The 22,279-nt window shown below is 31.3% G+C and carries 19 protein-coding genes; 16 read left to right on the forward strand and 3 right to left on the reverse strand.

The genetic code is table 11. The annotated features are described in order from the left end of the window. Positions 1 to 2 precede the first annotated feature (2 nt). The 9 genes from leuC to TOPB45_RS06685 are packed head-to-tail and all read left to right on the forward strand — an operon-like array spanning position 3 to position 7,722. Positions 3 to 1,292 (forward strand): 3-isopropylmalate dehydratase large subunit, encoded by a 1,290-nt coding sequence (leuC, locus tag TOPB45_RS06645; protein ID WP_013910066.1) that lies wholly within the window; start codon positions 3 to 5, stop codon positions 1,290 to 1,292. A gap of 2 nt (positions 1,293 to 1,294) precedes the next feature. Beyond that, positions 1,295 to 1,792, forward strand: a complete 498-nt coding sequence (leuD, locus tag TOPB45_RS06650) for a 3-isopropylmalate dehydratase small subunit (RefSeq protein WP_013910067.1) — start codon at positions 1,295 to 1,297, stop codon at positions 1,790 to 1,792. A 5-nt stretch (positions 1,793 to 1,797) separates the two neighbouring features. After that, on the forward strand, positions 1,798 to 2,595 hold the full coding sequence (gene mazG, locus TOPB45_RS06655; protein ID WP_013910068.1) for a nucleoside triphosphate pyrophosphohydrolase: 798 nt from the start codon (positions 1,798 to 1,800) through the stop codon (positions 2,593 to 2,595). Further along, positions 2,576 to 3,307, forward strand: coding sequence for a metal ABC transporter ATP-binding protein (locus tag TOPB45_RS06660; RefSeq protein ID WP_013910069.1), 732 nt, complete (start codon positions 2,576 to 2,578; stop codon positions 3,305 to 3,307). Before mazG ends, TOPB45_RS06660 begins: the two co-directional genes overlap by 20 nt. Positions 3,308 to 3,311: 4 nt before the next feature. After that, entirely contained in the window at positions 3,312 to 4,121 is an 810-nt protein-coding gene (locus TOPB45_RS06665; protein ID WP_013910070.1) for a metal ABC transporter permease, read from the forward strand. Beyond that, the gene (locus TOPB45_RS06670) at positions 4,118 to 4,894 is read left to right on the forward strand and encodes a TatD family hydrolase (RefSeq protein ID WP_013910071.1); all 777 of its coding nucleotides are present in this window, start codon (positions 4,118 to 4,120) and stop codon (positions 4,892 to 4,894) included. Before TOPB45_RS06665 ends, TOPB45_RS06670 begins: the two co-directional genes overlap by 4 nt. Positions 4,895 to 4,913: 19 nt before the next feature. Next, complete coding sequence (gene aspS / locus TOPB45_RS06675; RefSeq protein WP_013910072.1) at positions 4,914 to 6,710, forward strand: aspartate--tRNA ligase; 1,797 nt, start codon at positions 4,914 to 4,916, stop codon at positions 6,708 to 6,710. A 5-nt stretch (positions 6,711 to 6,715) separates the two neighbouring features. Continuing rightward, complete coding sequence (locus TOPB45_RS06680) at positions 6,716 to 7,168, forward strand: Mut7-C RNAse domain-containing protein (RefSeq protein WP_013910073.1); 453 nt, start codon at positions 6,716 to 6,718, stop codon at positions 7,166 to 7,168. Positions 7,169 to 7,170: 2 nt separating this feature from the next. After that, on the forward strand, positions 7,171 to 7,722 hold the full coding sequence (locus tag TOPB45_RS06685; protein ID WP_013910074.1) for a uracil-DNA glycosylase: 552 nt from the start codon (positions 7,171 to 7,173) through the stop codon (positions 7,720 to 7,722). Here the strand turns inward: TOPB45_RS06685 and TOPB45_RS06690 are convergent. The 3 genes from TOPB45_RS06690 to TOPB45_RS06700 are packed head-to-tail and all read right to left on the reverse strand — an operon-like array spanning position 7,711 to position 10,681. Next, on the reverse strand, positions 7,711 to 8,718 hold the full coding sequence (locus TOPB45_RS06690) for an electron transfer flavoprotein subunit alpha/FixB family protein (protein WP_013910075.1): 1,008 nt from the start codon (positions 8,716 to 8,718) through the stop codon (positions 7,711 to 7,713). The genes TOPB45_RS06685 and TOPB45_RS06690 overlap by 12 nt on opposite strands. A gap of 9 nt (positions 8,719 to 8,727) precedes the next feature. Then, positions 8,728 to 9,522: an electron transfer flavoprotein subunit beta/FixA family protein gene (locus tag TOPB45_RS06695; RefSeq protein WP_013910076.1), complete on the reverse strand. Its 795-nt coding sequence runs from the start codon at positions 9,520 to 9,522 to the stop codon at positions 8,728 to 8,730. Positions 9,523 to 9,532: 10 nt separating this feature from the next. Next, positions 9,533 to 10,681 carry an acyl-CoA dehydrogenase family protein gene (locus tag TOPB45_RS06700; protein ID WP_041430708.1) on the reverse strand — a complete coding sequence of 383 codons (1,149 nt, stop codon included), beginning with the start codon at positions 10,679 to 10,681 and terminating at the stop codon, positions 9,533 to 9,535. A gap of 102 nt (positions 10,682 to 10,783) precedes the next feature. Here TOPB45_RS06700 and TOPB45_RS06705 point away from each other — a divergent pair, with 102 nt between their 5' ends. From TOPB45_RS06705 to TOPB45_RS06735, 7 genes are all read left to right on the forward strand, one after another. Continuing rightward, on the forward strand, positions 10,784 to 12,040 hold the full coding sequence (locus TOPB45_RS06705; RefSeq protein ID WP_172632671.1) for a beta-ketoacyl-[acyl-carrier-protein] synthase family protein: 1,257 nt from the start codon (positions 10,784 to 10,786) through the stop codon (positions 12,038 to 12,040). Continuing rightward, positions 12,040 to 13,677: a class I adenylate-forming enzyme family protein gene (locus TOPB45_RS06710; RefSeq protein WP_013910079.1), complete on the forward strand. Its 1,638-nt coding sequence runs from the start codon at positions 12,040 to 12,042 to the stop codon at positions 13,675 to 13,677. The genes TOPB45_RS06705 and TOPB45_RS06710 overlap by 1 nt, the downstream gene beginning before the upstream one ends. A 21-nt stretch (positions 13,678 to 13,698) precedes the next feature. Continuing rightward, the gene (locus TOPB45_RS06715) at positions 13,699 to 15,150 is read left to right on the forward strand and encodes an alginate export family protein (protein ID WP_013910080.1); all 1,452 of its coding nucleotides are present in this window, start codon (positions 13,699 to 13,701) and stop codon (positions 15,148 to 15,150) included. A gap of 49 nt (positions 15,151 to 15,199) precedes the next feature. Continuing rightward, a complete protein-coding gene (locus tag TOPB45_RS06720) occupies positions 15,200 to 16,462 on the forward strand; it encodes a class II fructose-bisphosphate aldolase (protein WP_013910081.1) in 1,263 nt (420 codons plus the stop codon). An 80-nt stretch (positions 16,463 to 16,542) separates the two neighbouring features. Continuing rightward, positions 16,543 to 19,611, forward strand: coding sequence for an AIR synthase-related protein (locus TOPB45_RS06725; protein WP_013910082.1), 3,069 nt, complete (start codon positions 16,543 to 16,545; stop codon positions 19,609 to 19,611). A 14-nt stretch (positions 19,612 to 19,625) separates the two neighbouring features. Next, positions 19,626 to 20,924 carry a histidinol dehydrogenase gene (gene hisD, locus TOPB45_RS06730; RefSeq protein ID WP_013910083.1) on the forward strand — a complete coding sequence of 433 codons (1,299 nt, stop codon included), beginning with the start codon at positions 19,626 to 19,628 and terminating at the stop codon, positions 20,922 to 20,924. Positions 20,925 to 20,932: 8 nt separating this feature from the next. Beyond that, positions 20,933 to 22,279: an ATP-dependent 6-phosphofructokinase gene (locus TOPB45_RS06735; RefSeq protein ID WP_013910084.1), complete on the forward strand. Its 1,347-nt coding sequence runs from the start codon at positions 20,933 to 20,935 to the stop codon at positions 22,277 to 22,279.

Here is a 22,279-nt window from a genome sequence, read left to right on the forward strand (position 1 = left end):
TTATGAAAAAACGTCCTATGACCTTAGCAGAAAAAATTTTAGCAACCAAATTAAAAAGAGATTATGTAGAACCTGGAGAATTAGTAGAAGTTCCAGTAGATTTAACATTGGCAAATGATATTACAGCCCCTTTAGCTATTAAAATTTTTGAGTCTACAAACATTGGAAAAGTTTTTGATCCAGAAAAAATAGTTCTCGTAATGGATCATTTTACTCCTAATAAAGATATTAAAAGTGCAGAACAAGTAAGACTTTGTAGAGAGTTTGCCAGAAAATATAAGATTTCACACTATTATGAAGGAGGAAACTGTGGTATTGAACATGCTTTACTTCCAGAACTGGGTTTAGTAGGACCAGGGGATATCGTAATCGGAGCTGATAGCCATACTTGTACTTATGGAGCTTTAGGAGCTTTTGCTACAGGAGTTGGTTCAACAGATCTTGCAGCTGCTTGGATTACCGGTAAAACATGGTTTAAAGTTCCAGAAACTATTAAATTTGTTTACTATGGAAGACCTAAACCTTGGATTACTGGAAAAGATCTTATTCTTTATACTATAGGAGATATAGGAGTTGACGGAGCACTTTATAAAGCAATGGAATTTACAGGAGAAACAATAAAAAAACTTTCTATGGCTGAAAGATTTACTATGGCAAACATGGCTATTGAGGCAGGAGGGAAGGTAGGTTTAATAGAACCTGATAAAATAACCTTGGCTTATATAAAAAATCGTTTTAAAAGGGAACCGGTTATTTTAAAAGCTGACAAAAATGCTAAGTACATAGAAATTAGAGAATATGATGTTTCTAAAATAGATCTTCTTGTTGCCCTACCTCATCTTCCTTCTAATGTAAAACCAGTTAAAGATCTGCCTGATAAAATTTATATTGATCAGGTAGTAATTGGATCTTGTACCAATGGAAGAATTGAAGATTTAGCAATTGCTGCAAAAATTTTAAAAAATCGTAAGGTAAATCCTAATGTAAGATGTATTATTATACCAGCAACGCCCAAAATTTACTATGAAGCATTGAAGAGAGGTTATATTAGAGTATTTATAGAAGCTGGGGCTATTGTATCACCTCCCACCTGTGGCCCCTGTCTTGGTGGACATATGGGAATTTTAGCAAAAGGAGAAAAGGCTGTGGCAACCACTAATAGAAATTTTGTGGGAAGAATGGGACATCCTGAGAGTGAGGTATATCTTTCTGGACCTGCTGTTGCAGCTGCAAGTGCAGTACTTGGATATATAGGAACTCCGGAAGAATTGGGACTTAGAGAGGAGGATTAAAAATGGATAAAATTAAAGGAAAAGCTTGGAAATTTGGAGACAATATAGATACAGATGTAATAATTCCTGCAAGATATTTAAATACTACTGATCCGGAAGAATTAGCTAAACACTGCATGGAGGATGCGGATCCAGAATTTCCAAAAAAAGTTAATAAGGGTGATATTATTGTAGCAGGAAAAAATTTTGGATGTGGCTCCTCCCGTGAACATGCACCTATTGCCATAAAAGCCTGTGGAATAGCCTGTGTTATAGCTGAAAGTTTTGCAAGAATTTTTTACAGAAACGCCTTTAACACCGGGCTTTTGATTTTGGAATGTCCTGAAGCAGTTAAAGAAATAGACACCGGAGATGAATTAGAAATTTATCCTGAGGAAGGAAAAATAATTAATCTAACCAAAAATAAAGTATTTTTTACTAAACCTTTACCTCCTTTCATGAAAGAAATACTTGATGACGGTGGCTTAATTCCCCACATTATGAAAAAATTTAAAAATTAACAATCATGAAGATAGAAAAAGAAAAGGCTGATTTTTATACACTTTGGGATATTATAAAAGCTTTAAGAAGTGAAAATGGGTGTCCTTGGGATAAAAAACAAACCCCCCAAAGTTTAAAAAAATATCTTATAGAAGAGGTTTATGAAGTTTTAGAAGCTATAGATAAAAGCAATCCAGAAGAAATAAGAGAAGAGTTGGGGGATCTTTTATTTCTTCTTCTTTTTATTATATACCTTTATGAAGAAGAAAAGCTTTTTACTTTAAAAGATCTTCTCTATTTAACAGCCCAAAAAATGATACGAAGACACCCACATGTTTTTGGAGAAGAAGTGGCTAAAAGTGCTGAAGAAGTAATTAAGCGCTGGCAAAAAATTAAAAAAGAAGAGGGAAAAGAGCCTTCAATACTTGGAAATATTCCAAAAAGTTTACCAGCTTTACAAAGAGCTTTTAGATTAGGAGAAAGAGCTGGTAGAGTCGGATTTGATTGGGAAAAAGGAGAAGAGGTTCTTGAGAAAATAAAGGAGGAAATAGAAGAAATTAAAGAATCTTTAAATAATCTTCCTAAGGAAAAATTGAAAGAAGAAATAGGAGATCTTTTATTTAGCATAGCTAATTTTTCAAGAAAACTTGAAATTAATCCTGAAGAAGCTTTAAAACTTGCTTTAAATAAATTTGAAAACCGTTTTAAATTACTTGAAAAAGAAATAGAAAAAAGAGGACTCTCTTGGGAAAAATTAAATATTAAAGAGCTTGATCAAATATGGGAAGAAATAAAGAATCATTATGAGCCAAACAATTATTGAAGTACAAAATCTCTATTTTTCTTATGAAGATCACCTTATTCTTGAAAATATTAATTTAAAAGTAGAAAAGGGGGATTTTTTAGCTTTAATCGGACCAAATGGAGGAGGAAAAACCACCCTTGCAAGATGTATTCTTGGATTTTTAACTCCCACTAAAGGAAAGATATTTCTTTGGGGAGAAGAAATCAGAAATTTTAAAAATTGGCATAAAATAGGCTATGTACCTCAAAGAGCAGGAGACTTAATAGATTCCTTAACACCTCTTTCTGTTAAAGAGTTCCTTTTGCTTCCCTTTAAATGGTATAAAGTTTCTCTAAAACCTTCTTTATTAGATAAATTAACAGAAAAGTTTGGTATGAAAAATCTTCTTAATAAAAAAATCGGTGAACTATCCTATGGACAACTTCAAAGATCCTATATAGTAAGAGCACTTATTTTAGACCCGGAAATTTTGATACTCGATGAACCCTCTGTAGGATTAGATTTTTTTACTCAGGAGGTTTTTTACGAAACCTTAGGAGAATTTCATAAAAGGGGACTTACCATTATCCTAATAACTCACGAAACTTGGCTTTTAACTAAATGGGTTAATAAAGTAGCTTGTATTAATCAAAAACTTTATTTCCATGGAGATCACGAAAGCTTTTGTATTATGGCTAAAAAATTAGAATTCTTCCCAGAACATCATAAAATTGAACATACCCATTGGTAAGAATATGGAATTTTTTCTTGATTCTATAAATTTAATAAAATGGGGACTTTTATCAGGAATGTTATTAGGACTATCTATTTCCTTTACTTCCCCCTTTCTTATTTTAAAAAGAAATGCCCTTTTTCCTCATGCTTTAACTCATATATACTTTTTGGCTGTAATTATCACTTCTTTAATTTTAAATAATTTGCCTTTTTTTCTTTCCTTTCCTTTTATAGTTATTTTTACCCTCCTTTTTACTTCCTTAATCTGGATTTTAAAAAAATACACCAAATTTTATGAAGATACTGCTACTTCTATTATTGCACATTTAGCTTTAGGATTAGCCTTGATAGTAGCTGCAAAAACTTACCAATATGATGCAAGAATCCTTTCTTATCTTTTTGGAAGTTTACTTGGCATCACTTATAAAGATTTTTTTGAAAGCTTAATAGTTCTTTTCTTTACTTTATTCTTGTTTTATAGATTTTATCCTTTATGGATAGCACAAATCACTGATAAAGAACTTCCAGGGCTTAATTTCAAATTAGCTAATTTTTCATTTTTAATCTTAATCACTTTGCAAATTATAATTGGAGTAAAATTAATGGGAATTTTATTGGTTTCGGTTTTATTCGTATTTTCAACTACTTTTGTTTTACAATTTATAAAAAGTTTTAAATTTTTAATAATAGTTATTTGTTTTTTGAATATTATTGGAATTTTAGGAGGAGCTTTAATATCTATTTTTTTTGATATTCCATTTTCTGGGGCAGTAGTTATATTTATGAGCTTATATATTTTAATTTCTTTAATCAGAGGCTTTTTGAGATGAAACTTATTGATACCCACGCCCATTTAAATTTTTCAGATTTTTTTAAAAAGGATTTAGAAGAAGTAATAAAAAGGGCAAAAGAAAATGGAGTTATTCATGTTATAGTAGTAGGGATAGATCTTACTACTAACCAAAGAGCTTTGGAATTATCTAAACTTTATCCTGATTTTATAACACCTGCGATTGCCTTTCACCCTCATGAAGTAAAAAAAATTAAAGAGCAAGATTATAAGTTTTTAGAAGAAAATATAGAAAAAGTTTGCGCTATAGGAGAAACTGGTCTTGATTGGGTTAAAGAATATTCACCTAAGGAAGCCCAAATAGAGCATTTTCTGAGACATTTAGAATTGGCTAAAAAATATAATAAACCTGTAATTCTTCATTTAAGAGGAGATGACCTTTTTTGGAAAGAGGCTTTAAAAATTTTGAAGAATTATTCGGATTTAAAACTTCTTTTTCATTGTTATACCTCTCATAAATTTATTGCTTCTAAAATTCTTGATTTAGGTGGTTTTATTTCCGTTCCAGGAGTAGTAACTTTTGAAAAGGCTGAAATTTTAAAAGAAGCTGTTAAATTTATTCCTAAGGATAGACTTATGTTAGAAACAGATAGCCCCTTTTTAGCACCTCATCCCTTTAGAGGAAAAAGAAATGAACCGGCATTTTTAATCTATATAGCTCAAAAGGTTGCAGAAATTAAAAATATGGATTTAGAAGAGATTTCAGAAAAAACTACAGAAAATGCAATCAAATTTTTTAATTTAAAAATTTAAAAGGGGGTTAAAGTAATAGATGAAGTTAAAAAGAACTCACTATATAGGAGAACTTGACAATACTTTTATTGGCAAAGAAATCATAATTTCAGGTTGGGTTTTAAGAAGAAGGGATCACGGAGGAGTAATCTTTTTAGACGTAAGAGATAGAACTGGGCTTTTACAGGTAGTTTTTGAAGAAGGAATTGACCCTGAAATCCATAATTTAGCAGATTCTATAAGAATAGAGTATGTAATAAGTGTTAAGGGTTTAATAAGAAGAAGACCCCCTGGTATGGAAAATCCCAAAATACCTACAGGAGAAATAGAGCTTGTAGCAAAGGAAGTAGAAATTTTAAATATTTCTAAAACCCCTCCCTTTCCCATGGATGAAGATCTTTCTGAAATTTCAGAAGCAATTCGTTTAAAGTATCGATATTTAGAAATGAGAGCCTTAGATGGCTTAAAACCTTTTATTTTTAGACACAAAGTAAATCAAATTATTAGAGAATTTTTAAATAGTAAAGGTTTTTTAGAAATTGAAACTCCTTTCTTAACCAAAAGTACACCTGAGGGAGCAAGAGATTATTTAGTTCCAAGTAGACTTTACCCAGGGAAATTTTATGCCCTTCCCCAATCTCCTCAGCTTTTTAAACAGATTTTAATGGTAGCAGGGGTAGATAAATATTATCAAATAGTAAGATGCTTTAGAGACGAAGATTTAAGAGCAGACAGACAACCAGAATTTACTCAACTTGATATAGAAATGTCTTTTGTAGAAGAAAATGATGTAATGAGTATTGTTGAAGAGTTGTTGGCTTATCTTTTTGAAAAAGCATTAAATATTACCTTAGAAACCCCTTTCCCAAGACTTTCCTATGAAACTGCTTTAAGAGATTATGGAACAGATAGACCAGATATCAGGTTTGATATGAAATTAAAAGACCTTTCTCATCTCTTTAGAGAGACTACTTTTAAAGTTTTTAGAGATGCTTTAGAGTCTGGTGGTATAATAAAGGGCTTAAAAGTTCCTGCTAATTTTTCCAGAAAAGAACTTGATGAGTTGACTAAATTTGCTCAAGAATTAGGTGCTAAAGGACTTGCCTGGATAAAATATAATAAAAATGCAAGCTCCTTTGAAGAAAAATGGAGTTCTCCTATTGTTAAATTTTTTGAAATTTCAATTTTAGAGAAACTTGAAGAAGTCTTTAATCCTTTAGAAGATCTTGCTACTTTCTTTTTTGTAGCAGATAAAGAAGATGTTGTAAATAGTGTATTATCAGAATTAAGAATTCACTTAGCTAAAAAAATAAATCTCGTCCCAGAAAATAAATTTAATTTCGTTTGGATAACAGATTTTCCTCTTTTTGAATGGGACGAAGAGGAAAATCGTTTAGTTTCGGTACACCATCCTTTTACTCATCCTAAGGAAGAAGACATCCCTCTTCTTGATACTGATCCTTTGAAAGTAAAATCAAAAGCCTATGATATTGTCCTCAATGGAGTAGAAATAGGTGGAGGAAGTATCCGTATCCACAAAAGGGAACTCCAAGAAAAAATTTTTAAACTTTTAAATATACCCCTGGAAGAGGCTCAAGAAAAATTCGGGTTTTTACTTACTGCTTTAGAATATGGTGCTCCACCTCATGGAGGTATTGCTTTTGGACTTGATCGTTTAATTATGCTTATGCTTGGTAAAAAGAGTATAAGAGAAGTTATTCCCTTCCCAAAGACCCAAAGAGCTCAGTGTTTGCTTACAGGAGCTCCCTCAGAAGTAAAAATTGAACAAATTTTAGAATTGCATCTATTACCTGGTTGGAAAAAAGATAAAACTTAAGTAGAATGGAATTTTTTCTTGAAGCAGGACTTAAAGGTTTAAATAAATGGCTAAGATTTTTTGGTTACAAAACTCAAGTTTGTGAAAATAAAATTGATAAAGAAATAATACTCAAACATAAAGACAAAATTTTTCTTATAACCAGTCCTTCTACCGCAAAATTACTGGAAAAAGCAGGAATTAAATATTTATTATTACCAAGAGAAAGCTTAAAAGCCCAATTAACTGTTCTTGTTCATAAATTAAATTTAAACACAGAACTAAAACTTAACTTATGCAGTATCTGTGGAGAAGAATTAATATCAGTTAAAAAAGAGGACTTTAAAGAGCTTATTCCACTTAAGGTTTACCAGTTTTATAATGAATTTAATTATTGTCCCAAATGTAAAAAACTTTATTGGGAAGGTGATCACATTAAAAGATTGAAAGAAAGATTGAAAAATCTTATTAAAGATTGAAAATGAATGAGGATTTGGAAAAATTAAATGAAGAAATCAAAAATTGTAAAAAATGTGATCTTTGGAAATTAAGAAATAATGCGGTCCCGGGAGAAGGTCCATCTTCTGCAAAAATTATAATTATAGGTCAAGCTCCTGGTGTTCAGGAAGATAAAACTGGAAGGCCCTTTGTTGGGCCAGCTGGAAAATTTTTAAATTATCTTTTAGAGCTTGCTGGCCTAAAAAGAGAAGAAGTTTTTATAACCTCTCCCTTAAAATGTTTACCTCAACCCCCAATTAATAGAAAACCTAAAAAGAAAGAAATTGAAAGCTGTCTTCCTTGGTTAAAAAAACAAATAGAAATTATTAACCCCCAAAAAATTATTTTATTAGGTGAAGTAGCTTTTTCTGTATTTTTCCCAGATAAAAATTTAAAAGATTTTAGAGGAAAAAAGATAAAAAAAGAGGGTAAAGAATTTTTTATTACTTATCATCCAGCAGCAGGCTTAAGATTTCCAAAAATTAGGAAAATTTTAGAAGAGGATTTTAAAAAATTTAAGAACCTACTTACTTAGTTTTTTTAATAATAAATCTAAAATTTTTTCTGCATCACCTATAAGAGCTAAATTTGCCATTTTAACCAAAGGGGCTTCTTTATCAGTATTTATAGCAATTATATATTCTGAATTTTCCATTCCTACAGTATGTTGAAGAGCTCCTGAAATACCAAATCCAATATAAACTTTTGGTCTAACAATTACTCCACTAATCCCTATCATTCTTTCCTCTTCTACCCAACCTTCATAACATACCGGACGTGTTGCTCCAACTTCAGCACCCAAAATTTCTGCAAGTTCAAAAAGTTTTTGAAAATTTTCTTTATTTTTTAAACCTCTACCTCCTGCAACTATTACTTTTGCTGTAGAAAGTTTAGTAGGTTTCTTCTTAAAAGGTGTAAAATTTCTTATTTTTAGTTTACTTTTCCAAACAAAATCTTTAGGAAAAACTATTTCTTTCATTAAAGGTTCTTCTATTCCATATTTAATACTAAAAGCTCCTAAGGATATAGTTGCCATAACAGGAGTACTTTTAGAAATAAGTTTAGCTATAATATTTTCTCCGTAAGTTGGTCTTGCCATTACAATTTGATTATCCTTCACCTCTAAACTATTTACATGAGCACAAAGACCTATATTTAAAGCACCTGCAATCCTTGGTGCTAAAGACATTCCTATTTTAGTTGCCGGAAAGAAAAATCCATAAGGTTGAGAAGATTCTATTATTTTAACAAGAACTTCGGCATAAAGATCTTCCCTAAAATCTTTTAATTCTTCATTTATTACAAACCATACTTCATCTGCTAAAGATTTTCTAATTTCCTCTAAATTTTTAATATCTTTTAAGGAATCTATTAAACAAACCAAGACAAGCTTTTTATTTAAAGTTTTCCCAATTTCTTTTAAAGGAGAAAGTATCTCTAAGCTTGAGGTATTTAATTCTCCTCTATAGATTTCTCCGTAAGCTACAATATTTCCTTTGGATAAATTTTCTAATTCCACTTTCTCGAGCATTTTTTAACCTCAAAGCCTGATTAATCCTTTTTCTTTAAAAATTTCTAACAATTTCTCTGCAAGTTCTTCAGGATTCCCTTCTAAAATAATTCCCTTAGCTTCTATTTTCTTTTCAGAAACTTCAACTACTTGGGTTGGCGAACCTTGAAGCCCCAATTTTTGGGGATCTAAATCTAAATCTTTTGCTTGCCAAACTAAAGGTTCTTTACTTTTAACTTCTATTAACTTTTTTAAAGAAGGAGGTCTTATGTAATCAAAAGCTGTAGGAGAAATAGATACAACCAAAGGTGGCTCAACTTCAACCTCCTCTTCTCCGTAATCAATTTCTCTAATAGCTATCCATTTATTATTTTCCAAAAAAAGATTTTTAACATTAGTAAGAGAGGGTATACCAAGCAAACTTGCTGTTTCTGGAGGAACTTGAGCTGTCTCTCCATCTATTGATTTAAGTCCCATTAAAACAAGAGAAAAAGGAGAAAGTTTTTTAATGGCTTTTGCTAAAACATAGCTTGTTGCAAGTGTATCCGATCCTGCAAAGGCTTTATCAGAAAGAAGTATCATCTGATCAGCACTTAGGGCGTAGGCATGTTTTAAAAGGGGAACTACATTGGGAGGACCCATGGAAATAACTATTACTTCAGTATTATAAGTATTTTTTAATCTTCCTGCCATCTCTAAAGCTACTCTATCATTGGGATTTAAAATAAGTTCCAAACTTTCTCTTTTTAAAGTACGCGTTTCAGGATCAACTTTTATAGTTCCTGGTTTAGGAACACCTTTTATACATACTATTATCTTTTCCATTTTTAGAGCCTTATTTGTAATATTTGATAAGCTCTCTTGCTATTATATTTCTTTGTATTTCATTTGTTCCTTCGTAAATTTGGAGGCATTTTGCATCTCTAAAATATTTTTGGACAGGATAGTCTCTCATATATCCGAAACCACCCATCATTTGGATAGCCCTTTCGGTGATCCACATAGCAACGTCACTGGTAAAGCATTTTACTATAGAGGATATCCCTGTAATATCTTTAGCACCACTATCGATATATTTTGTGGCATTATAAACTAAAGCTCGTGCTGCTTCTAATTTAATAGCCATTTCAGCAAATGTATGACTTACTGCCTGAAAATTATAAATGGGCTGTCCAAATTGTATTCTTGAATTAGCATGTTTTAAAGAAATTTCCATAGCAGCTTGAGCTATTCCAAGAGCTTGAGCCCCTACTCCACATCTTCCAAAATCTAAGGTTCTTAAAGCAACTATAAATCCCATCCCTTCCTTCCCAAGAAGTCTATCTTTAGGAATTTTACAATCATTGAAAAAAAGTTCAGTAGTAACAGAAGCTCTTAATCCTAATTTTTTTTCTTTTTTCCCTACAGAAAAACCGGGATCGTTTTTTTCTACAATAAAGGCACTTGCACCTCTTGCCCCTTTTGCAGGATCAGTCATTGCAACCACAATATATATATCTGCAATGCCTCCATTTGTGATAAAATGTTTCATTCCGTTAAGTATATAAAAATCACCTTCTTTTTTTGCTATAGTTTTTATAGCAAAGGCATCACTTCCTGCTTGAGGTTCTGTTAAGGCAAAAGCACATATCATCTTTCCTCTTGCTATTTCAGGAAGATATTTTTTCTTTTGCTCCTCATTTCCAAAAAGAATTATGGGATAACTTCCAAGAAAAGTTGCCGCATAAGTGGTAGTAACTCCTGCACAATAATAAGAAAGTTTTTCCACTGCAAGACACATTTCAAAACTTCCCCAACCTAACCCACCATATTCTTTGGGAATAATTATTCCAAAAAGATCTGCATCTGCTAAAGCTCTGATAGGTTTTTCATCAAAAACTTCTTCTTCATCCCATTTTAATGCATAAGGTTTTATATATTCTTCTCCAATCTGAGTAACTAAATCAACTAAAATTTTTTGTTCTTCAGAAAGAGAATATTTAATCATACCCTTTACTTTTTTAAATTTTTAAATATTTAAGTTAATTTAAGTTAAAAAAGATTTAAAAAATTTTACTAAAAATTTTTAATAAAACAAGTCATGAATGTGAAAAGAGTTGTAGTTACAGGAATGGAAGTTATTACTCCTCTTGGGATAGGATTAAAAAGTTGTTGGGATAATTTAAAAAATGGTGTTTCTGGAATTAAGAAAATTAGTTTTTTTGACCCAAAAAACCATAAATGCCAAATTGCTGGTGAATGTAGAGATTTTAAAGCTGAAGATTTTTTAGATCCCAAGTTTATTAGAAGATATGATAGAATGTTTCATCTCTTCGTTTCTGTAACACTTCTTACAGCTGAAAATTGGAATTTTAAAAAAGATTTGGTAAAAAATCCTTTTAGATTTTCAGTAATCGGGGCAAGTGCTTTGGGGGCTCCTTCAACCTTTGAAGAAATAATCTTACAATATTTAAATTTTGGTCCCAAAAAAGTTTCACCTATGGCTGTTATTAATTTATCAGCAAATACTGCAGCAGGAGAAGTAGCAAGAATTTTTAATGCTAAAGGTCCTCAATATTTTTTACAAGAAGCTTGTTCTGCTGGAACAAAAGCTTTAGGATTAGCTTATGAATTAATAAAAAATGATGTGATTGATATTGCTTTTGTTATAGGAGCTGATTCAGGGATTAGACCTGCTGTAATGGCAAGTTTAGAAAATTTAGGAGCTATTGTAGATGCGAAATGGAATGAAACTCCAGAAAAAGCGAGTAGGCCATTTGATAAATTACGAAGCGGATTTGTACCAGCAGAAGGTTCAGGTTGTGTTATTTTAGAATCTTTAGAAAATGCTTTGAATAATGGAAGAACTCCACTTGCTGAAATAATAGGATTTGGAGCAACCTGTGATGCTTATCATCCCACTGCTCCTGAACCCTCAACTCAAAGTATAATAGAATGTATAAAAATGGCTTTAAAATCTGCCAAAATTAAACCAGAAGCTATAGATTATATAAATGCTCATGGAACAGGGACTCTTTTAAATGATGTTGCAGAAACAAAAGCCATAAAAGAAGTTTTTGGAGAATATGCTTATAAGATCCCTATTTCAGCTAATAAATCAATGATAGGACATACTTGGGGAGCAGCAGGAATCATTGAAACTATTTTTTCTATAAAAACTATCTTAGAAGAAACTATTCCACCAACCATAAATTTAGAATACCCTGATCCAGAATGTGATCTTTATTATGTTCCTCAAAAGGCAATTAAGAAAAAAGTTAAAACTGTTTTAAAAAATTCCTTTGGTTTTGGAGGAATAAATGCGTGCTTAATATTAAAAGCTTGGGAAGGAGGTGAAAAATAATGTACACCTATGATGTTGAATATTTTAAGAGACTTTTCGAAAAGAACTTCCTTTATATCAGAACTTTTATGAGAAATGTAGAAAGATATAAAAATAGAATTGCTCTAATTGATGCAGAAAAAGATAAAAAATGGAGTTATGAAGCTTTAAATTCTGAGGTTAACAAACTTGCCTATGCTTTAATTGAAAGTGGAATAAAACCTGGTGATGTGATAGTTTATCAATTAATGAATTTACCTGAATTTGCCTTTATTTATTTAGCTTCCCAAAAAATAGGAGCTATAAATTGTCCCATAAATTATAGACTTTCTCCAGGAGAGACTGCTTATATTTTAGACGATTCAAAACCTTATGTATTTATTTTTCAAGCTTCCTTAGGTGAAAAAGTTAAAAATGCCTTAGAAATAGCTCAACATAAACCGAAAGTATTAATATATGTAGAAGATGGAAAATGTGATTTGGGAATTTCTTACACTGAGTTTATTAAAGATAAGCCCTTATCTGAACCACCTGAGCCTTCTTATGATGCATGGGCTGAAGTTACAAGACTTTACACCTCAGGAACAACAGGAAGACCTAAAGGAATCCCATTTAATAATGTTAATGAAGTATTAAGTTGTTTGGATGTAATTATTTATTTAGGATTAAATAAAGAAGATATTCTTTTCAATCTTTCTCCTTGGTTTCATAGAGGTGGCATCCATTTAGGTGGACCTGGTCCAGGTTTATTCTTAGGAGCTGCAATTGTAGCTATGAAAACCTTTTCTCCTAAAAGGGCTTTAGAAGTCATAGAAAAATATAAAGTTACTTTTACTGTAGGAGTCCCAAGTATGTATAAACTATTAATAGAAGAACAAAAGAAATTTTCTTATAATATAAAATCTCTTAGGGGCGCCTTAAGTATGGGAGCTCCTCTTGATAAAAGTCTTTGTATAGAGATGAAAGAAATTTTAACACCTAATATTTTTAATGGCTACGGAACCTCAGAAACCTTTTTAAATACTTTACTTATACCAGAGGATTTACCTGAAAAAGCAGGAACTGCAGGAAGAAATATAACCTTTTTTGCTGATGTAAGAGTAGTAAAAGTTTATCCAGATAAATTCGCAGAACCTGAAGAATTAGTAGAAAGAAACAATCAGGAAGTAGGAGAAGTAATTATGAGAAGTTTAACAGGACCTTATGATTACTATAATAAACCTCAAGAAAGAGCAAAAAGAGTTTATAAAGATTGGTTTTATTGTGGTGATCTGGCTACTTGGGATGAAGAGGGATACCTTACCATAGTTTCAAGAAAAGATGATATGATAATTGTGGGAGGTGAAAATATATATCCTGTACAAATTGAAGAAGCTATTCAAGAACATCCTAAGGTACTTCAGTGTGCTGTTGTAGGTGTGCCTGATGAATTGAGAGGACAAGCTATAGTTGCTTATGTGGTCAAAAAAGACGAATCTCTAACTTTAGAGGAACTTAAAGAATTTATTAGTAAACATCCTATGATTCCACCTCATAAAAGACCTCGCTATTGGGCATTTGTTGATGAACTTCCAATGACTGCAACAGGAAAAAAACAACATTATAAACTTAGAGAAAAGGTTTTAGAAGATCTTAAAAAGGGTCTTTTAATGCGCTAAAAAATTAAAAAGGGGTGGCAAATGAAAAGATTAATACTATTATTTTCAATCCTTTTAATCTCTTTTTTTTATAAAGTTTTTTTTGCCTTTTGTATAGAACATCAACCAGGAATAGGAATTAGATTAAGAGAGGAAACCTTAGATAATTATCTATTTTTAAAAACTGCCCCTTTACTTTCTTTCTGGGATGATTCAAGTGTTTTAAGATTTAAAGTTAGTTTATGGGATAAAATAAAAATAAACAATAGCACTTCAATCTACTTAAGATTAGTAACTGAACCAAGATACTATATAGGACCTCATGAGGTAACCCTTGACCATGCTCACAATATTAAAAATTTTGATCAGGATGAAATTTTAATAGATAATTTTTATTTAGAAGTCAAAAAACCCTTTAATCTTCCTTTAGATTTAAAGATAGGAAGACAAGATTTTCTTGGAGAAGATATGTATGGAGAAGGCTTTTTAATTTTTGATGGAACCCCTGGAGATGGATCAAGGACCTTCTTTTTTAATGCTATAAGAGCAAGATGGTTTATACAAAAAAATCATACCTTAGATTTTGTATTTATTTCAAATCCCAAAACAGAAAGATATTTTCCTATTATTCATCCATCTTATAAAGATTTTACTTCCGAATATTTTATGCTTTATTACCATGGCAAAAAAAGACTCATTGCAACTGATGAAAAGGGACTTATGATTTATGGAAAAAGTAAGCTCTTTAAAAATTTAACCTTAGAACCTTACTATATTTTTAAGGAAGAAGAAAGTTGGGGATTTAATCCCAATTTACATTTACATACCTTTGGCATAAGAGGAGTTTTAAATTGGAAAGAATGGGGATTAAGAGGTGAAATTGCTACTCAAAATGGAAGATATTCAGGCACAAAAGATGTTTCAGGATTAGGAGGATATATTTATCTTAATAGGATTTTTAAAGAAATTCCTTTTTCTCCAAAGTTTGAAATAGGCTATGTTTATCTTTCTGGGGATAATCCTCATACTAAAAAAGATGAAGGTTGGAATCCTTTGTTTTCAAAGGGTGCATTTATAAATGAGCTATATAGTTATGTAATTTTAGTTGAAAACATTTTTAAAAACGGTCCCATGCCAGCATATTGGAGTAATTTAAGAAGTTTAGTTTTCAATCTTTATTTATCTCCCTACAAAGACCTTAAATTAAGACTTTCCTATCAAAAAATGTGGGCTGTAAGAACACCTTACTTTCCTTTAACTGCGGAGCAAATGGCAATAGATCATGAAGCAGCACTTCTAAGATTTTTTTGGGGGGCAATGATTTCAGGAGAAGATAAAGATAGAGGACAGGGTTTTACCATTGAAGGAAGCTATAAGTTTAAACCTAATATCACAGGTCTTTTAAAATATGAACACTTTGACCCAGGAAATTTTTATACTTCAAAGACAAGGGATGCTAAATTTTTAAGAATACAATTAGAGATGAAATTTTAATTTTTTAATTTAAAGTTACTTAAAATTATTTAAAAACTTGGGGTGAAAAATGGAAAAAAAAGAAATTTCAAATTTATTAAGAGAAAATCCTAAGGAAATAGATAGGTTAATTTATAGAGCTGTTTTTGAGGACTCACAACTACTTAAAACCCTTCAAGAAGTTTTAAAAGATTTCAATTATAAAGGATTTTCTATTTATCCTCTTTATCAAGAATTTTCCAAAAAATTTTTAGGTTTTACAGTTCCTGCAATCAATATAAGAGGAATGACCTATGACGTTGCAAGGACAGTCTTTAAGGTAGCAAAAAGATTAAAAGTAGGGGCTTTTATTTTTGAAATCGCCAAATCTGAAATGGGTTATACTAAACAATCACCTTTAGAATATGCTACAGTCATTCTTTCAGCTGGTTTTAGGGAAAATTTTGACGGACCCATTTTTATTCAAGGAGACCACTTTCAATTTAATAGAAAATCCTATTTTACAGATCCGGAAAGAGAAAAAAATAACATTAAAAATCTTATAAATGAAGCTATCCTTTCTCAATTTTATAACATTGACATTGATGCTTCAACTCTTGTTATTCTTGAAAAAGAAGATCTTAATGCACAACAAAGGCATAATTATGAAGTTACTGCTGAAATTGCTGAATTTATTAGAAGTATAGAACCAGAAGGAATAACTGTAAATCTCGGTGGAGAAATAGGAGAAATAGGAGGACATAATAGTACTCCTGAAGAACTACGAGCATTTATGCAAGGATTTAATAAAGTTTTTAAAGGAAAAATTGGAATTTCAAAAATAAGTGTTCAAACTGGAACTTCCCATGGAGGTATAGTTTTACCTGATGGAAAAATTGCTACTGTTAATCTTGATTTTAATACTTTAAAAACTTTATCTAAAATTGCCAGAGAGGAATTTGGACTTGCAGGAGCTGTTCAACATGGAGCATCTACTCTTCCAGAAGAATATTTTAGTCTCTTCCCAGAATCAGAATGTGTAGAAGTGCATCTGGCAACAGGTTTTCAAAATTTCCTTTATGATCACCCTGCCCTACCCTCTGAATTTAGAGAAAAAATATATAATTATCTTAAAAATCAATTTAAAAATGAATGGAAAGAAGATATGACAGAAGCTCAATTTATATATAAAACAAGAAAAAAGGGATTTGGCGCCTTTAAAAAAGATTGGTGGGATTTACCTTCCGAAGTAAAAGAAAAAATTTTATCTGACATGGAAAGCCTTTTTGAAAAAATATTTAAAGCTTTAAATGTAGTTAATACTTTAGAGATTGTAAAATCTAAAATATTTTAATTTTCTTTAAGAGTTCTATAAAAAGTTTAAGCTCTCTTAAATGTTGAATTTTTAAATATTAAATGATATATTTCAATCTTATGAATGTTTTCAGGATAGAGGTTTCTTCTAAACCTTTCTTTAAAGATGCAATAGGAGCTAAGATAAAAAGAAAAATTAAACATCATTTAAATATTTCTTTAGAAGACCTTTATTTTATAAAAGTATATTTAGTTGAAGGAAATTTTTCTGAAGAAATTATTAGAATTTTTGCAGAATCTGCTCTTTGTGATCCTGTAATCCAAACTTATAGTATTAATGAGTACGTATCTTTAAAGCTAAATTTTTCTTTTGATTGGGTTTTAGAGATTGGTTATCGCCCAGGAGTTACTGATAATGAAGGTAAAACTGCTGAAGAAGCTCTCAGCTACATTTTAGAAAGACCTTTAGATACTAATAAAGAAGGAGTTTATTTTGCACGTCAATTCTTGATAAAAGGAAATATTTCTAAAGATGATGTTGAAAGAATAGCAAGAGATCTTCTTGCCAATGAATTAATAGAAAGGTGGTTCATTCTTCATAGAGATGAGTTTTTAAAAAACGGACTTTCCTATTCTCTCCCAAGAGTAACAGAGTATTTTCCTCCAATAGTAGAAAAATTTTTACTCAGTAATTTTTCTGATGAGGAACTTATAAAATTATCCCAAGAAAGATTGCTTGCCCTTAATCTTAAAGAAATGAAAACTATACAAAAATTTTTTTCTGATCCTAAGTTTATAGAGATTAGAAAAAGTTATGGACTTGATTCTGCTATTACTGATGTAGAACTTGAAAGCATAGCTCAAACTTGGTCTGAACATTGTAAACATAAAATATTTAATGCCAAGATCTTTTATAAAGATTTAGACACTGGAGAAGAATTAGTTATAGATAGTTTATTTAAAACCTATATCAAAAAAGCTACTGAAGAAATTAGGAAAGAAAAGGGAGAAAAAGATTTTTGTCTTTCTGTTTTTGTTGATAATGCAGGTGTTATAAAACTTGATGAAAAATGGGCTTTAGCTTTTAAAGTAGAAACTCATAATAGTCCTTCTGCACTTGATCCCTATGGAGGTGCTTTAACAGGGATAGTAGGTGTAAATAGAGATCCCTTAGGAACTGGGAAGGGAGCAAAGCTTATTTTTAATACTGATGTATTTTGTTTTGCACCTCCTGATTGGGATAAAAAACTTCCTCCAAGAATTTTACATCCAAAAAGAATTTTTGAAGGAGTAAGAGAAGGAGTTGAACACGGAGGTAATCAAAGTGGTATTCCTACTATTAATGGTTCAATTGTTTTTGATCCAAGATATCTTGGCAAACCTTTAGTTTATTGTGGAACAGGAGGTCTTTTACCTCTATACATAAATGATGAACCCTCTTGGAAAAAAGGAGCTAAACCAGGAGATTTAGTAGTAATGATTGGTGGAAAAATTGGAAAAGATGGGATACATGGTGCTACTTTTTCTTCTGAAGCTTTACATGAAGGCTCCCCTGCAACAGCAGTACAAATCGGAGACCCTATAACACAGAAAAAAATGGTTGATTTTTTAATGAAAGCAAGAGATGAAGGTTTATATAATTCTATTACTGATAATGGTGCAGGAGGGCTTTCTTCTTCTGTTGGAGAAATGGCAAAGGAATCAGGAGGAGCTGAAATAGACTTGTCTAAAGCACCTTTGAAATACCCTGGTCTTCGTCCTTGGGAAATTCTTCTTTCAGAAAGTCAAGAAAGAATGACTCTCGCAGTTCCTCCAGATAAAATAGAAAGATTTCTAAGCTTAGCAAAAAAAATGGATGTTTTAGCAACTGTTTTAGGAAAATTTACAAACTCTGGATATTTTCATATTTTATATGAAGGAAAAACAGTAGGACTAATACCTTTAGATTTTCTTCATGAAGGAGTTCCTCAGCTTGAATTATATGCTGAATGGAAGACACCATCTTATCCTACAAAACCGAATGTAGAAATTCCTGAAGATTATGGAGAAATTCTAAAAAAAGTTTTAAAAGCCTATAATGTTTGTTCAAAAGAATATGTAGTAACTCAATACGATCATGAAGTTCAGGGTGGAAGTGTAATTAAGCCCCTTACAGGAATAAACAATGATGGTCCAAGTGATGCGGCAGTTTTGAGATATGACCTTGAAAGTGAAAGTGGAATTGTGATTGCCCATGGTATTTGTCCTAAATTTTCAGATTATGATACCTATTGGATGGCTGCAAATGCCATTGATGAAGGAATAAGAAATGCAGTTTGTGTAGGTGGAGACATTGAATATATGGCGGGTCTTGATAATTTCTGCTGGTGCGATCCTATCGAAAGTGAAAAAAATCCAGATGGAAAATATAAATTAGCCCAATTAGTAAGAGCTAATCAAGCTCTTTATGAATTTACTAAAATTTATGGAGTTCCTTGCATTTCAGGAAAAGATTCTATGAAAAATGATTATCTTATGTATTTAGGACTTAATCCCGAAAATGAAAATCCTTTTGGAATAGGGAATATTCTTCCTGATGGAAGTTTAAAAATTTCTGTACCCCCTACTCTTCTTTTCTCTGTAGTTGCTAAAATTCCTAAATATTATCTTGCCCAAACTATGGATGTTAAAAGAGCGGGAGATTTAGTATATATTCTTGGAATAACTAAAGATGAATTGGCAGGTTCAGAATATTTTAATCTTTTAGGAATAAAGGGTGGAAAAGTGCCTAAACCTGACCCATATCTCAATAAAAAAATCTATTTAAGATTAAGGGATGCTATTTATAGCGGTCTTATTGAATCTGCTCATGATGTTTCTGATGGTGGTTTAGGAGTTACATTAGCTGAAAAAGCCTTTTCTGGAGGATATGGAATAATAGCTGATCTTTCTGCTATTTACTATGAAGGAGAATCTTTAAGGGATGACTTTATTCTTTTTTCTGAAAGTGCAGGAAGAATAGTTGTAACCGTAAGGAAAGAAAAAAGAGAAGATTTTGAAGCTCTTATGAAAGATATTCCTTTCTCTTTGATAGGAGAAGTAATTGCAGATCCCTTTTTAATAATAAAAGGCCTTAATGGAAAGGTTATAATAAGAGAAAATATAAAGGAGTTAAAAAGGATCTGGAAAGAACCTTTTAGTAATTGGTAAAAAGGAGAGAAGTTATGAAAATAAGAATTTTTCAATATCCCTCAAAAAAAGCCGAAAGATATTTACAAAAAATTGTAAATAGAGTTGAAGAATTTCCTAAGAAAATAGAAAAGGAAGTAAAAAAAATAGGGGATAGAGTTAAAAGAGCGGGTGATAAAGCTTTAATTGAGTATACCTATAAATTTGATGGAGTTCTTTTAAATAAAGAAGATTTCAAGATAAGTAAAGAAGAAATTGAAAGAGCTTATAAAGAGATTTCACCTGAGCTTTTTTCAGCCATAAAATTAGCTATAGAAAAGGTTAAAAAATTTCATTCCCAAAACCTTCCTCAATCTTGGTTTATAGAGGATAAAGGTATTTTTTTAGGACAAATGGTAAAACCTGTAGAAAAAGCTGGTCTTTATATTCCCGGAGGAAAAGGAGGAGAGACTCCCCTCATTTCTACAGTGATTATGACTGCAGTCCCTGCTAAAATAGCAGGTGTAGAAAAAATTGTTATGGTCTCGCCACCAAGAAAGGATAAAACTTTACATCCAGCTTTATTAGTTGCTGCTAATGAAGCAGGTGTTGATGAAATATATAAAGTAGGAGGTCCTTGGTCTATTTTTGCTTTAGCCTATGGAACTGAAACCTTGCCTAAGGTTGATATTATTTGTGGTCCAGGAAATATATATGTAACCACCGCCAAAAAAATTGTTTCCTCTTTTGTAGGAATAGACATAATTGCTGGCCCCAGTGAAGTATTAATTATTGCAGATAATACAGCAAATCCAGAATTTATCACCTATGATCTTCTTGCTCAAGCTGAACATGATCCTATGAGTCTTTCAATTCTTATAACTACTTCAAAAAAAATTGCTAAAGAAGTTAAAAATTTAATTCCTCAGGCTTTAGAAACGGGAATTAGAGGAGAAATAGCTAAATCTGCACTTTCAAAAAGGGGAAGTATAATAATAGTAAAGGATATAGAAACTGCTTTTTTATTAGCAAATCTCATTGCTCCTGAACACTTAGAAATTATGGTTAAAGACCCCTTAGATTATCTACCTTTAGTTAAAAATGCAGGTGCTGTTTTTCTTGGGACTTTTACTCCCGAGGCAATAGGAGATTATTTAGCAGGACCTAATCATGTATTACCAACCATGGGATTTGCAAGATTTACTTCCTCTCTATCTGCTGAAAAATTTCTTAAAAAGATAAATTTTCTTAAATATTCTCCCTCAGCTTTAAAAAACGAAGCTAAAGAGGTTATTTTACTTGCTGAAACAGAAAATCTTCCCTTTCATGCTGAAGCAGTTAAAATAAGGCTATAGGGGGTAAAATGAAAGAATTTTGCAATTATTTGGAATTTACAGAAGAAATTATAGAAGATATTGATACTTCAGTTGAAAACTTAGGCCCCTGTAAAATTTCTTCACCTTTAAAACTAAAACCTCAATGTTTTGTTACAGATGATGCAAGAGTTACTTTAAGGGTAAATTATAATTACTTAAAAGAACAATTTTCAAAAAATAAAGAAATCCCTTCCTTAGAACTTGCAGGACCAAGACCTTTTATATATTTTGATCCCTCTAAGGTAAAAGTAGGAATTGTAACTTGCGGAGGGCTTTGTCCCGGGATTAATGATGTAATTCGTTCTATAGTAATGACCTTTTATTATTCTTATGGAGTAAATAAAATAATAGGCTTTAAATATGGATTGCAAGGATTTATTCCTAAATATGGACATGAGATAATTGAGTTAAATCCCGAGGTAGTGAAAGATATTCATACTATGGGAGGAACTTTTCTTGGCACTTCTCGTGGACATCAGTCAATTGAAGAAATCGTGGACACTCTTGAAAGAATGAATATTCAAATACTTATTATGATAGGAGGAGATGGGACTTTTAGAGCAGCTTATAAAATAAAAGAAGAAATATCAAAAAGAAATCTTAAAATTGCTGTAGTAGCTGTTCCTAAAACTATAGATAATGATATTTGGCTCGTTTCAAAAACTTTTGGTTTTGATACAGCTGTTGAACTTGCTTGTTATGCTATTAGATGCGCCCATACAGAGGCTATTGCAGTTCCTAACGGAATAGGTTTAGTAAAACTGATGGGAAGACATTCAGGTTTTATCGCTGCTGCTGCAACACTTGCAACTAAGGAAGTAAATTTTTGCTTAATTCCTGAAATGGATTTTGATTTAGAAGGAGAAAAAGGATTACTTGCCGAATTAGAAAGAAGACTAGATAAAAGAAAACACGCTGTTATTGTAGTTGCAGAAGGAGCAGGACAAAAATATGTCCAAAAAGATCCTCCAGAATATGATGCTTCAGGAAATATAAAACTGGGAGATATTGGTAAATTTTTGAAAGATAAAATTACAGAATATTTTAAAAACAAAAATATAGATGTAGTGATAAGATATATTGATCCAAGTTATATTATAAGAAGTGTTCCTGCTAATGTTGAAGACAGAATTTATTGTGGATTTTTAGGACAATATGCGGTTCATGCTGCTATGGCTGGGAAAACAGGAATAATGATAAGTTATCTTAATGATCAGTTTGTTCATATTCCTATTAAAGAGGCCATAAAAAGAAGAAAACAAATTAACCTTAATAGCAGATTCTGGCTTTCTGTATTAGAATCAACTGGGCAAGGTTCATTAAAAAACGATTAA

Origin of the sequence: Thermodesulfobacterium geofontis OPF15, from assembly GCF_000215975.1 — a bacterium.
GTDB lineage: Bacteria > Desulfobacterota > Thermodesulfobacteria > Thermodesulfobacteriales > Thermodesulfobacteriaceae > Thermodesulfobacterium > Thermodesulfobacterium geofontis.